The organism is Calditrichota bacterium (assembly GCA_014359355.1).
Classification (GTDB): Bacteria; Zhuqueibacterota; Zhuqueibacteria; order JANLFK01; family Oleimicrobiaceae; genus Oleimicrobium.
Genome location: JACIZP010000306.1, coordinates 1 through 13,450, shown reverse-complemented (window position 1 = coordinate 13,450; position 13,450 = coordinate 1). Strand labels below are relative to the sequence as shown.

11 protein-coding genes are annotated in these 13,450 nt (G+C 61.7%); 7 read left to right on the top strand and 4 right to left on the bottom strand.

Annotated elements, in window-relative coordinates:
- Positions 1–34: 34 nt before the first annotated feature.
- From H5U38_13215 to H5U38_13185, 7 genes are all read left to right on the top strand, one after another.
- Positions 35–256: a DUF4258 domain-containing protein gene (locus tag H5U38_13215; protein ID MBC7187987.1), complete on the top strand. Its 222-nt coding sequence runs from the start codon at positions 35–37 to the stop codon at positions 254–256.
- Positions 257–259: 3 nt separating this feature from the next.
- Positions 260–484 (top strand): DUF2283 domain-containing protein, encoded by a 225-nt coding sequence (locus H5U38_13210; protein MBC7187986.1) that lies wholly within the window; start codon positions 260–262, stop codon positions 482–484.
- Positions 485–1,322: 838 nt separating this feature from the next.
- On the top strand, positions 1,323–1,706 hold the full coding sequence (locus H5U38_13205; protein MBC7187985.1) for a four helix bundle protein: 384 nt from the start codon (positions 1,323–1,325) through the stop codon (positions 1,704–1,706).
- A 601-nt stretch (positions 1,707–2,307) separates the two neighbouring features.
- A complete protein-coding gene (locus H5U38_13200) occupies positions 2,308–3,477 on the top strand; it encodes an NAD(P)/FAD-dependent oxidoreductase (protein ID MBC7187984.1) in 1,170 nt (389 codons plus the stop codon).
- A gap of 108 nt (positions 3,478–3,585) precedes the next feature.
- Positions 3,586–5,133 (top strand): hypothetical protein, encoded by a 1,548-nt coding sequence (locus tag H5U38_13195; protein MBC7187983.1) that lies wholly within the window; start codon positions 3,586–3,588, stop codon positions 5,131–5,133.
- Positions 5,134–5,222: 89 nt separating this feature from the next.
- Complete coding sequence (locus H5U38_13190; protein MBC7187982.1) at positions 5,223–5,603, top strand: GxxExxY protein; 381 nt, start codon at positions 5,223–5,225, stop codon at positions 5,601–5,603.
- 544 nt (positions 5,604–6,147) lie between these two features.
- Positions 6,148–7,452 (top strand): T9SS type A sorting domain-containing protein, encoded by a 1,305-nt coding sequence (locus tag H5U38_13185; protein MBC7187981.1) that lies wholly within the window; start codon positions 6,148–6,150, stop codon positions 7,450–7,452.
- Between the two features lie 292 nt (positions 7,453–7,744).
- On the opposite strand, the gene H5U38_13180 is transcribed toward H5U38_13185, so the two are convergent.
- The 4 genes from H5U38_13180 to H5U38_13165 form a co-directional block, all read right to left on the bottom strand.
- Complete coding sequence (locus H5U38_13180) at positions 7,745–8,356, bottom strand: hypothetical protein (protein MBC7187980.1); 612 nt, start codon at positions 8,354–8,356, stop codon at positions 7,745–7,747.
- Position 8,357: 1 nt separating this feature from the next.
- Positions 8,358–8,681: a DUF3467 domain-containing protein gene (locus H5U38_13175; protein MBC7187979.1), complete on the bottom strand. Its 324-nt coding sequence runs from the start codon at positions 8,679–8,681 to the stop codon at positions 8,358–8,360.
- Positions 8,682–8,732: 51 nt separating this feature from the next.
- Positions 8,733–11,318: a hypothetical protein gene (locus H5U38_13170; GenBank protein MBC7187978.1), complete on the bottom strand. Its 2,586-nt coding sequence runs from the start codon at positions 11,316–11,318 to the stop codon at positions 8,733–8,735.
- A gap of 107 nt (positions 11,319–11,425) precedes the next feature.
- Entirely contained in the window at positions 11,426–13,051 is a 1,626-nt protein-coding gene (locus H5U38_13165) for a S41 family peptidase (protein ID MBC7187977.1), read from the bottom strand.
- Between the last annotated feature and the right edge of the window lie 399 nt (positions 13,052–13,450).

The following is a 13,450-nucleotide window of genomic DNA, read 5'->3' as shown; positions in this document are numbered from 1 at the left end:
ATCGTAAACGCTCCATGACGTGATGAAAAGGCTAATGGGTGGCATCATATTCACCACACACGCCAGGGAAAGGATGGCGTTGAGGGGTATCAGTGAAGAGATGGTTTCGAGGGCCCTACAGGAACCTGAGGAGAAAGCGTTTGGTTACAGGAACAGGATGGTCGCTTTTCGGCGTTTCCCTCAGGGTCGTATAAAAGTCGTGTACACGGAGGAACAAGGGCGAGTGATCGTAATCACTGCAATGTGGGAGGAATAGGAAGTGAGGATATCCTATGACACTCAAGCGGATGCGCTTTACTTTCACCTGAAAGACGGCATGTTCGTGTGCAATAAGGAAGTTGCTGAGGGCATCATCCTCGATATGGGCGAGGACGATGCTCTGTTGGGCATTGAGATCCTCGAGGCATCTACCAGGTTTGCCCCAGAGGACTTGGCCCGAGTGGAAGTGTTGATGCCTTTGCAATTGACTTCCGCTGTGTCGTGAGATGGTCGCGACCATCGGACATACGGCTGTTCGCTAGGGTACACCAAAGTCAAGTAGGTTTTCGAGAATTACAAGAGCGGTGAACTCCGGGTGTTGCGCTAATGTCCTATTGTGTCCAAGCGCGTGTTTTGGATCGTCAAACGGTTACGTGTGACGGTAACGTCAGTCGGTAACGAAGCCCGTATCGTGGAGACGTCTAACGGTAACGTCCTACGGTAACGAAGCCCCTTTTGGGGAACGTCTGACGGTTACGTCAAGCGGTGACGAGGCCCGTGTTTTGGAGCGTCAAACGGTAACGTCTGTCGGTAACGAAGCCCGTTGCGTGGAAACGTCTCACGGTAACGTCTGTCGCCTACGAGGCCCGTTTTCGGGGTCGTCCATCGGTAACGTCCTACGGTGACGAGGCCCGTTTTGTGGATCGTCTGACGGTTACGTCTGTCGGTAACGAAGCCCGTTGCGTGGAAACGTTAAACGGTAACGGCTGTCGGCTACGAGGCCCGTTTGGTGGAGACGTCTGTCGGTAACGAAGCCCGTACCGGCCACGTCGAACGGTGAGGGCTTTTGCTAGAGCCGACCACGGACGTTACCATAGGACGAAACGGGTTTCGTGACCGTAACCGTCGGACGTGACCGAAGAACGAGACGGGCTTCGTGACCGTAACCGCCGGACGTAGCCGAAGCAGAAGACGGGCATCGCTACCGGTGCCGACAGAGGCTGGGGAACTCGATCCCAGAAAAGGTCTCTCCCGAAGAGATAACAGAACCGGCTTAGGAAGGGCGGTCGTTGGAAGACGGCAAGAAGCCCATCGCAAGCTTTCGGGATCTCGAAGTGTACGAGATGAGCTACCAGGCTTGCTTGAGGGTGATGAAAGAGGTATTGCCGAGGTTGCCGGCTGCAGAGAAGTACGACTTGCGGGATCAATTGAGTCGCTCGGTGAAAGCGATACCGAGGTTGATAGCCGAAGGGTACGCCAAGCGTCACCAGAAACACGGTTTCCAGAAGTATTTGGACGATGCGATGGCGGAATGCAACGAAACGATCGTAGGTCTACAGATGTGCAGAGACCTGTACGGGGAAGCGATGCGTGGCGTAGCCTTGGAGGAGCTTATCGATAGTTACGACAAAGCGGGGAAACAGTTATACCGGTTGTCGCTGGCTTGGTCACAATTCAAGGATGGCAGAAGACAGGGGCATGGGGGAGGGGTGTCGGGGAGCGTCTGACGGTTACGTCTGTCGGTAACGAAGCCCGTTTTGGGGATCGTCTGACGGTTACGTTACTCGGTAACGAAGCCCGTTGGGTGGAGACGTCAGACGGCTACGTCTGTCGGTAACGAGGCCCGTTTTGGGGATCGTCTGACGGTTACGTCAATCGGTAACGAAGCCCGTTTTTGGGAATCGTCCGTCGGTTACGTTAATCGGTAACGAAGCCCGTTTGGTGAAGCGTCTAACGGTAACGTGCTGCGGTAACGAGGCCCGTTTCGGTAACGTCCGTTGGTCATGGCTGTTGAACTATAGCGGACGAGAGACGTTACCGTAGGACGAAACGGGCGTCGTGACCGTAACCGAACCACGTGACCGAACAAAAAACGGGCATCGTAACCGTTACCGAACGACGTGACCGGACAAAACAGACGGGCATCGTAACCGTAACCGCCGGACGTAGCCGCAAAAAATACGGGCCTCGTAACCGTAACCGATCGACGTAGCCGAAGAAGCAGGCGGGACACGAGACACGGAGCAAGCTGCTTTGGCGTTTGGTCAAACTTCCATCCCCTACCTAATGACCTGCCCCACTGGTAGCACGAAACACGGAAGCTTCTCATTGGAAACAGACCCGCAACCTACCGTCATCGTCGGTGCCTCCATAGCGGGGCTGTACTGCGCGCATCTGTTGGCGAGCCGGGGCGTGCAGGTCACGGTGTTTGACCAGGTGCCGCCCGACCGCACGCCACCTTCCAGGACGCTCATCGTCACCTCTGAGCTGCTGCATATGCTGCCGCAGGTGGCAGAGGCGGGCATCATCAGGAACACGGTGAACGGTTTCCGGCTGCACACGGATGGGCAGAGCCTGCACGTGCCGCTCCACGAGCCGGACCTTGTGGTGGAGAGGCGTGATCTGCTGGCGGTGGTAGAGCGCATGGCAGTGCAGAGTGGCGCAGAGGTGCGGCGGGGGTACACCTTCCGGGACATGCTGCCCACCGCTGAGGGCCTGGTCGTGGAGTTCCGCGACAAGGAGTCTCTCCGCACGGTGCGGGTGGTGGCAAGGAACATAGTGGCTGCGGACGGCGCCACCAGCCACGTTGCCCGCTGTGCCGAGTTAGACGGGCGGCCGCGGGTGCCCATCCTGCAGGCGAAAGTCGAACTGCCGGCAGGCTGCGATCCGCACACTGTGGACACTTGGTTTGAGCCGGAGGCGACCCCGTACTTTTTCTGGCTCATACCAGACTCGCCACACACCGCTGCAGTAGGCCTCGCCGCGGAGAGTCCCCAGGAGGCGAAACGGGCCCTCCTGTCTTTTCTCAACGAGCATCACCTGCGGCCGCTGGCCACGGAGGCGGCGTGGGTGCCGCTCTACCCTCTGCGCGCGCAGCCGGTGCGCAGGTTTGGCAGCGCCCACGTCTACTTGGTGGGGGACTCGGCAGGGCAGGTGAAAGAGACCACCGTCGGTGGGACGGTCACCGGTTTAAAAGGGGCGGCGGCGGCTGCCGCGGCAATCTGCACGGGCAGTTCCTATCTCGACGAGCTCAGGGAGCTCCGCCGGGAGCTGCTCGCCCACCACCTGCTGCGCCTCTTTCTCAGCCGCTTCACCCGCCAGGACTACCTGCGGCTGTTCGCCTCTCTGAATCCCCGCGTGCTCTCGCTGCTCGCCTCCCACAATCGCGACCACCTGGCGACCATGCTCTCCCGTCTCGTTCTTGCTCAGCCCGGCCTGGTGGTGCTGGCGGCGCGTACCCTGCTGCGCGCCACGACCAGGCCCGCCGCCCGCCGCTGATCGCCCGCCGTCGTCTTTTTCAATCCGCGCAAAGGCTCCTTTATTTTTCGCTACCGCGGAGCTTTGCTTCCCGCATCCGGCAATGAAGGCCTATTTCCGGAGAAACCCATGCGCAGTACACGAGCATTGCTGGCAATGGTTCTCTGTATGTCCGCCGCGGGGTCGTGGGCTCGCGGACAAGTCCTGCCCTTTGACCATTGGCTCAACCTGTACTTAGAGACTGCTGCGGCCAGTCCCAATGCGTTCGAGCTGCAACGAGCGGTGTGGCCGCAGGACAGGCAGGCTGCAACGTCCTTAGCCACTCGCCCGGCGGAAGCGCGCGCGGGGGTGCCCCTGCCTGTCTGGGCATATGAGCTGCTGCGCGCCGAGCTGCGCCACGAGATAGCTGCGCAAAGAGAGGAGAGTAGCCGGCAGTGGGACGCCTGGCGCGTGGGTCCTGCTTGGCTGAGCGGCGAGCGCCTGGCTGCCCAGGCGCAAGGTGGCGGTTACTTTCTGCATGGCGAAGGGAGGGTGCAATTTGCGCCGGGGGTCTATGTCTATCTGCGGGTGCGCGCCACGCCGGACTCGGCTGAGGTGCCGGCCTTTACCGGACATCCGAGGGAAAAGCGCCGCCTGGGCGGACTCAATGCTGCGGAGTGCGATTACGCGTTCATCGAGTGCGCAGGCGCGTGGCTCACCGCCCGCTTTGGTCGGTTCAAGGAGTCATGGGGACCGGGCGATGCCAACAGCGTCTGGTTGAGCGCCTGGGGTCCGGCGTACGATGGGGCACTGGTGGAGTTGCGCTACAGGCGGTTCCAGTTTCGCGCGCTGACTGCCTACTTGGAGACGGTGGTGGATCGGTCCACCAAGGGGAATGTGCATCGCTACTTGGCGACGCACATGCTCACCTACGGCAACGGCCGCACTCTGTGGCTGGGCGTGGGCGAAGGGATGCTCTACGCCGGAGTGGACCGGCCACTGAGCATCGCCTACGCCAATCCCTTCATGATGTACCAAGAGTACGAGCGCAACGCGCGCACCAACGAGCTGAGCAAGAACCGCGATAACTGGTTCTTGACCGGCTGGGTCGAATGGTTCCCGGTGAGGCGCCTGCGCACCTGGGCTTTTCTGATGATCGACGACGTGCAGTTGGACCGCGAACCGATTCCGGACGCGACCGGGGTGCGCGCCGGCGCCTCCTATGTGCTGGGGCCCACAGCAGGCGTGGCGCGCTACGATTACGTTCGCATTTCCACGTGGACCTACCGCCATCAGACGCCGCACATCAACTATGTGGCGCGCGGCTTGCCCTTAGGTTTCAGGGCGGGGAGCGACATGGACCGGCACGAGGCGTCGTGGACCGGGTTCCCGCTGCGTTACGTGACGGCTCGGGCCTGGCTGGCTTATGAGCGGCGGGGGGAGCTGGATATCGTGCAGGACCCGTACCGATTGCGGGAGTTTCCGCACCATTGGCGCTTTCCGTGGGGCGTGGTGGAAAAGACCGCGGAAGTTGGTGTGGCGGCCCGGTTCCAGCCACGGCCTAATGTCCTGCTCGAGGGTGGGTTCCAGTGGCGGCACAGGCGCAATGCCGGGCATGGGGAGGGGAAGAGGGTGAGCGAGGTCGCGGGCCAGGTGGCGCTGTCGCTAGCGGTGGATTTTTCCGTGCACCGGCCATAGCCCAAGGTGTCGCCGCCCGAACCGCAAGAAGGAACCACAGATAAGCACGGATCTCCACGGACCGCCTGGAGAATCGACTGGGACCCGGGATGCAGGAGGCCACTTTTCTGGAAAGGGAATTGTCTGAGAGCGTGTTGGGCTGTGCCTTTCGGGTGTACAATGCTCTCGGCAATGGCTTTTTGGAAAAGGTGTACGAAAACGCACTGGTGCACGAACTTCGCAAGGTCGGTCTCACGGCCGAGCAGCAGAAGAGAATCGACGTCCGTTACGACGGCGTGGTGGTGGGAGACTACTATGCGGATATAGTGGTGGAGGGAAGGATCATCGTAGAGATCAAGGCGTGTGAGTCTCTCAGTCCCGCTCATGAGGCGCAGTTGCTGCACTATCTCAAGGCCACGGGTTGCCATGTTGGATACTTGTTGAACTTTGGCAGCCCAGGCAGGCTCCAATTCAAAAGGATGGTTTTCTGAGAGATGCAGCGACAGATACGGGGAGAGGGCCACGGATCGACATTCGGCTTCCTACATTGAAAGCCCGGGATGGGTTGGGTATCCGTGTTATCCGTGGTGGAAGAACTGCAGAGGCGTAGAGGACCTGTGCTCCCGGCGGGCGGAGACTCCAAAAAACGGGAGCAATCTCTGGTGTCAGCGGAAGGATGTCAGCGGTTGGATGCGGGGCGGTGGGAGTGGGGGCTAACCTCGAGCGGTGCAGGTTGGGGGTGTGGGGTATCAGCGGAGATCAGCGGTTAAATGTAATGGGCGGCGATGGGGATGAATTTTGTCCTTGACTTTTTGGCCTGCGGGCAGTAAATTGGATTAGGCACAGGAGCAAGCGGGCAGCGTGCCGTGGAGTCGCAATGGTTAACGCAACGGCGGGACCACGGATAGGGTCGCGGCGCGAATTCCACTTTTCTAACGGAGTGCCACTTTCTCGAGGCAGTAATCCCGAGTAATGATAGGCTAGCTCCTGGCCAGCACCTCAGTTCATTCACGTAGCACAATAAGGGGAGGACTCATGAACGGTAAGATCGCGCTCGCGTGCATGCCACTGATCTTCGTGGCCTTTTTGCCAGGCCTTGGGCCGACAAGTGGGAACTGCCAAGGTGTAGGAGGTTCCTGGCGCTTTAACGAAGGCTCAGGCACGGTCGCCTACGATGACCTGGGGGTGGCCAACAACGGAACGTTCCAGAACATGGATGCATCCGCTTGGCGGTTCGACAGTCCCCCCGAGGGCTCGGCTTATCTCCATTTCGACGGTACCAATGACTACATCAACGTGGCCGATCAAGCGGAACTGGACTTGACTACGGAGCTCACCCTCGAGGCGTACATTCGGGCGAACAACGCGGATGTTACCAGCCAGGCGGTCATAATTGTCAAAAGCGCCAGTACCGTGCGCTACAGGCTCGCTGTGACAGGCACTCACAAGGTGAAACTGAGTGTGCGCATTAGCAATACGCTGTATTCCCTCGAAGGGAAGACAGACGTCATTGACGGGACGTGGCACCACATAGCGGGTACGTTTGACCAAACAAATGGGCTCAGAGTCTGGGTAGACCGCCGGCTGGATGGGGGGCCTGAGCCACTCTCTGGGACCGTGGAAACCGACAACGGCGCCCTGCGGATTGGGGCACAAAGTGCCAGCGAGGACCAATTCCGCGGAGACATTGACCACCCCCAGGTTCTAAACTATTTCGATAGCTCCCTCCCCGTCACGCTGGCTTCGTTCCAGGCGGCAGTGGTGGCGGGCGGAGTGCAGCTCAACTGGGTGACCGAGAGCGAAGTGAACAATCGCGGGTTCTACGTGCTGCGCAGCGAGGGAGAGGCGGCGCCGTACCGCATCATCAGCTCGCTCATCCCCGGGGCCGGCAGCTCGGTGGTGCCGCACAGCTATCAGTACGTCGACCGCACGGTCGCGCCGGAGCAGAGCTACTGGTACAAGCTGCGGCAGGAGGATTTCGGCGGACAGGTTGAGCTGTTCGGGCCGGTGGTGGTTTACGTGCCGGCCGTTTCGGACAGGCAGCCGAGCACTGTGCCGACTCGTACAGCCCTGGTTGGCGGGTACCCCAATCCGTTCAATCCCGGGACCGCGGTGCAGTTTGCTTTAGCTGCTGAGCAAGAGGTGGAGCTGGGTGTATTCGACCTGCGTGGCAGGTTAGTGCGCGCCTTGGTGCAGGGGGTGGCTCGCGCCGGAGAGCACGAGGCGCGCTGGGACGGCCGGGATGAGGGCGGGGCAGAGGCGCCCGCCGGGGTGTATGTGTGCCGCCTGCGCTGCGCGGATGGGTTCCACGCCAGCGTGAAGCTCATCAAACTGCGGTGAGGGGGGGTTCCACGCAAAGGACGCCAAGTTCCGCAAGGGGCGCTAAGGCACCCTTGAGAAACTCAAGCTCGCGGGGGGGTGTTTTGAGGGTTCCTGGCTTTCTTTGCGAGGTGGTGGTGTGCTTTGCCTGAATGTTTAGCACGCAAAGGACACTAAGCTCCGCTACGAGCGCCAAGGGATGCTTCAGAGCCGCAAGCTCATCGGTGGCGTTTTCGGGGTCGGCGGTGTTCTTGGCGCAGTCTTGGCGGCCATTGCGCGACTGCATCCGGTGCGTTTTCTGCGAGAAGAGGGATCAGAGACCGTAACAAAGCCCCAGCATAAGGCGTGGGCCGCTGTAGTCTTTGGCGCGGCCCAACTCGTGCCGAAAGGCTATGTACAGATAGTCGAACTCGGCCAGCGCGCTATAGTGCTGGCCGAGCTTTATGTCCAGACCCACCCCCAACGTGGCGCCCCAGCCCCGCGCCCGCGGGCGAGCGCCCCGCACTTCCTGCCACTTTGCCTCCCATCCCCAATAGAGTGCCCCTCCGTAGGCCACGTACGGCCTGAACGGCAACCCTTGCACCAACTCGTGTTTCAAGTCCAAGCTCACCGGCACCACGGTGAGCGGGCGCTCTCCGCCATGCGCCCAATAGCCCGCTGAGATCCGCAGCGACGTGCCGGAAAACGCCCGGCTGCTGAGCATAAGGCCGAACCACGGGGCAGTAGCCACCGAGTCGAACGGCGACACCGACGCCTGCGCTGCCAAGCAATTGGGCTTGAACCAGCCCCCCACTATGCCGATGCTGGCCGCGCTCTCCTTGCCGTGCGCTGCCGCAGACCACGTCGTCAGCGCAAAGAGCAAGCCAGCCAGCCTCACCCTTCCGGCACGCCTGCGCCTGGCTCCCTGACGGGCGATGCCACTCACCTCACTCCTTCTCCTGCCCCTCTGCGCCCGGCTTGAAGCCCAACTCGCGCATCCTCTGCTGCTCGGCATGCAGCTTGATCTCGCCGAACTGGCTCTCGTATTTGCCCACGTTCTCCTGCAGAGCTAAGAGGAACGACTTGGCATGCTGCGGGGTCATGATGATGCGCGCGTAGACCTTGGTCTTGGGCACGCCGGGGAGCATGCGCGTAAAGTCGATGACAAACTCCGCCGGCGAATGGGTGATCAACGCCAGGTTGGAGTAGATCCCCTCGGCCTCTTTTTCCCCCAACTCCACACTGATCTGCTGTGGCACCGGTTGTTGCATACGCCTCTCTCCTGGACTTTGCGACAGCGGCTGCCCCTACCCTTGTTCACCTCACGGCAGAGGAGCGGGTTCGGCGCCGCCGTAGTACAATGCGTTGAAGAGCAGCTTGAAAGTGGCGTGGGCCTGCGCGCGATTGATGGGGTCAAAGCCGATGAGCACCACGTGCCCTTTGCCCACCGGCACATCCACGGCCGCCACGCGCTCGGTTAAGTGTTTTTCGCCCAACAGCCAGCCACTCTTGAGCAAGTTCTTTGCCGGATACTTGGCGATCACCTGCGCTTGCACGGTGAAAGAGGGCACGACCTTGTAGGCGGCGCTGCGCGCAAAGTAGGCCACGCTCTGCGCCTCCATGCCAAAGGCCACCGGGTGGGAGGTGTTGTACTCAGCCGCTAAAATCGAGCCGGGACAGAAAAAGTCTGTGGATTTGAGGTCTTTGACCACATTGACCACCGGCAAACCGAACTCGTTGATGAACAGCTCGCCCGCGCCGTCGATGGCCACGATGGACCCGCCTTGGTCCACGAACCTCCGCAGGTTGGCCAGGCCCTCCGGCCCGATGCCCTTGGTGAACTCAGGAGGCGCGCTGCCCTCCGGCCTTCCCTCCAAAATTCCCTCGGCATAAATGTCCGGGAAGTAGATGACGTCGTAGCGCTCCCGGAGCCTGCCCGCCTTGATCTCCTCGTTGTGCAAGTTCGTGTAGGCAAAGCCGTACTGCTCCAACACCCACCTGCTCCACCCTTCGTGCATGCTTGAGGTCCACGGCTGGTAGACGGCGATGCGCATGGGGCGCAGGCGATAGGCCTTGATGCGCGGTTTGCCGCCCAGGCCGTAAATGGGCAGCGCTAATTCGGCAGCGATCTTGCGCACTCTGTCCGGCGCGATCTTGCCGGTGGGAATGAGCACGGTGCCCGGCTCGTAACTCTCGCTGCCCACGGTGAAGGGCTCGCTTGCCATGTACACGGGCGCGCCCTGGGCCAGCAGGCGGTTGATGGCTGCGTAGGTGGCGTTCTGCCGCGGGGAGAGCGCGTAGGCATAGCCACCACCGCGCACCGTGCCGGGCTCGGCTTCCACCTTGGCCACCGGGCTCAGCTCGGCCCTGAACGGCCGCTGCACCTCGACGCAGCTCACCCCCATCTGCAAGGGGAGGGTCCAGCCGGCTGCATCGTACGGCGGAATGGGCGGACCATCCGGGTACTCCCGCAGGTCTGGGTAGCGTTGCGGTTCCAAGAGGTCCTTGGCAAAGGCGCGGTACGGCTGGGCCATGAGCACCACGTACGTCCCGGCCGGGTAGGTGACGCCGTCCGCGGTGAACGGGGCCTGGGCGCGATGCAGCTCCACGCCGCCCTTGTGCAGCACGTCGAGCAAGGTGCGTGCGGCGCCGGGATCGGCCTGGCCAGGGGGGATCAAAAAGGCATAGGGCGGCTCACTTTCCCCCTTGGCTATCGCCCGCCTGCCCATCAGGTAGTGGTTGTAGATGAACTTTTCCTTTAGTTGCGCTGCTGCTTCCAGCAGCGAGTAGGCGGCAGCAAGGTCATAGTCGACGATGTCGCGCAAGCGCCACCAGCCACCAGGCCAGGGGTCGGGGAAGTTAGTGGCCACGCGGTACTCGGGAAAGCCCAAACCGCCGCCCTTGAGGTCCTTTCTCTCCTGGAAAATGGGGGAGGCGATGCGGCAGCTGGCTAACTCGGTGAGCAGGCCGACCATGTTGTGCCACCAGGCCGTTTGCAAGAAGGCGCCCTGCCACCAGGCAGTGAAGTAGATGCGCGTGGCTACGCCGCGGTAGCCTTTGGCCTGCAGGTCCATGGCCATGTGCTCGCCTAAGAGGGAGTTCTCCCACGTGACCAGCGGGTCAGGGTTGGGGTTGAGCGGCTCCTGGTAGGGCGGCACAAAGATGCGCGGGCCGCTGTTGCCCATCTGGTGCATGTCCAAGTAAATTTGCGGGAACCATTCCTGATACATCACCTTGGTGACCAGCTGCGATTCCACCTGGGTGAGCATGAAGGCATCGCGGTTGTTGTCGTGGCCCGTGTACTTGTGGTACAGCCACGGCATGCCGCTCCCCTCGTAGGGCGTTTCCAGGTACTTGTCGTACCAGTCCTTGACCAGCACCAGGCCGTCTGGATTGAAGGAGGGGACCAGGAGGAAGACCACGTTGTCCAAAATCAGCCGGTTCTGCGGGGTGTCCTGGGTGATGAGGTTGTAGGCCAACTCGGGCGAGGCCTGGGTGGCGCCCACCTCGGTGGCGTGGATGCTGCAGGTGATGAGCACCACGGCCGTGCCGTCGCGGGCGAGACGGCGGGCCTGCTCCTCGGACAGACCGCGCGCCTGGGCGATGCGCCGGGAGTTGGCCTTCAGCTCGTCCAGGCGAGCCATGTTCGCCGGTGAAGAGATGATGGCCATGATGAACGGATGGCCCATCGTGGATTTGCCCAGCTCAACCACCTGCAGCTTATCCGAGGCCTGGTCCAGCTCTTTGAAGTAGGAGACGATCTGCTCCCAGCTGGCAAGCTTGTAGTCAGAGCCTAACTTGAAGCCAAAAAACTGCTCGGGAGCGGGGACCTGCTGCGAGAGGCCGGCTGCAGGCAAAGAAAGGGCAACAAGCAGTCCCCCGACGAGTACCAACTGCCTTCTGGTCATCTGCTCGTCCTCCATTGGCACTTTGCTGGCATGATGGCAAATCTGAGCATCCCAGGTGTGACTACGGGTTCAAGCTGACGGCCCAGGCTCAAGCGGCTGCATGCGGCTCATGGCCGCGGCAAGGTGCGCTCGCGGAAGCCCTTGCTTTGCAGCAGACGTTCCGCCTGGGGCAGCTGCTCAAGAGCCGTCCGGAGCTGGTTATCCGCCTGGATGGCGACCCGGTAGCGCCCCACATCGCCCCAGAAGATGAAGGCCAGTTCTCGCTTGAGCGCAAACTGGATGTCGCTCTTGTTCTGCTGGAACTCGCTGTCCGAGAACGCGAAGCCGCTCTTTCTCACATGTTGCACAAAGGCCGCGAACATCTGCTCCGAGACGGCAAAGCGCTCCAAGTACTGCTCCAAGTCCTGGCCGATCTCGGGGTGGGCGGCGGCATAGCTTTCGCAAAAGGTGTAAAAGAGCCGCTCCTCAGCAAAATAGAGGCGGCGGAAGGAGGCAGAAAGCTGGCGGCCCTCAGGTGCCACAATGACATCGGGGGTGATGCCGCCACCGCCGTACACGGTCCTGCCCAAGGAGGTCTGAAACGCCGGACGCGGCGGCTCTTCTTCCGGTGCCGTCTGGTCCTGATACCCGGCCTCGGCAAAGTACTCCTGGCGGCTCCTCTTCGCGAACTCGCGCTGAATGAGGCGGCCGCTGGGGGTGTAGTAGCGCGCGGTGGTCACCAGCAGGGCCGAGCCGTCCTGGAAGGGGAATTGCGTCTGCACCAGCCCTTTGCCAAAGCTGGTCTGGCCGACGATGAGCGCGCGGTCCCAGTCCTGCAACGCGCCGGCCACGATTTCGGCGCCGCTGGCCGAGGCGTGATCGATCAGCACCACCATGGGGATGATGGGAAAAGTCGCCTGGTCGGTGGCGATGAACTCCTGGCGTGAGGAGCTGATCCGTCCGCGCGTGAAGACGATGATTTTGCCGCCAGGCAAGAAACGGTCAGCAACCTCCTCTGCCGCCTGCAGGTAGCCCCCCGCGTTGCCGCGCAGGTCGAGGATCAGCCGCTTCATGCCCTGGCCGTACAGGTTGCGCAAGGCGTTGTCCAGCTCGGTGACCGTGGAGCCGGTGAAGCGAGCGATGCGCACGTACCCCACCTCCGGGCGTATCATGAAGGCGTACGGCACGCTGGCCAAAGTGATCTGGCGGCGGACGAGGGTAAAGTCGCGCGGGCGGTCCCAGCCCTGCCGTTCGACGCTCACCGTGACGGTGCTGCCGGCCGGGCCCATGAGCTTGAGCGGCACCTCCTCACGCTTGATGCCCACCACCGACTCGCCGTTGACCTTGACGATGCGATCGCCCGGCAGGAGGCCGGCGGCGCACGCCGGGCCGTCCTCGTTGACGCTGAGCACCGTGATTTTGTTGCGGATGATGTCGTAGCTAATGCCGATGCCGTGGTAGCCCTCAAAGTCCACCCGCCACTTGTCAAAGTCCTCTTTGGTGAGATAGACGGTGTGCGGATCTAAGCTGGCCAGCATCCCCTTGATGGCGTCCTCCACCAGCTGGCCGGGGTCGACTTCGTCCACGTAGTAGCGCTGTACCTTGTCCAGCACCATGGTGAGGATTTTGGTCTTGATGTACAGGTTTTGCGCCACCTGGGAGACGGCGGACAAGAAAGGCCCCGCCAGAACGGTCAGCATGACCGCTAAGAGGAGGGAGGAAGCTGCTAAGGTAATCTTCACACGAGGACGCATGGCACCGCCTTCTGGAATTGAGGTCGTAAGTTCGTCTGAGCTAATATACTGGAAGTTGAGGGAAAATTCAAGCTCTTTATGCCCGGTGGTTCTCGCCGGGGATGCTATGTTCTGTTCGCGCCACGTGCGCGAAGGGGGCAAAGGGCGCTGAGGGTACTGAACGAGCCCACCCCTGCCCCCTTCGATCTGTCGGAGGTGCAAGCGGCCTTGGTGGTGCTTTGGGTCCTTTGCCTGAATGTTTCTCCGCGCCACGGGCGCGAAGGGGGCAAAGGGCGCTAAGGGTACTGAGGGTGCCCACCCCCCCTGCCCCTCTTCGATCTGTGGGACCTGCAGGCCGCCTTGGTGGTGCTTTGGGTCCTTTGCGTGAATCTTTGTTCGCGCCACGTGCGCCAAGGAGGC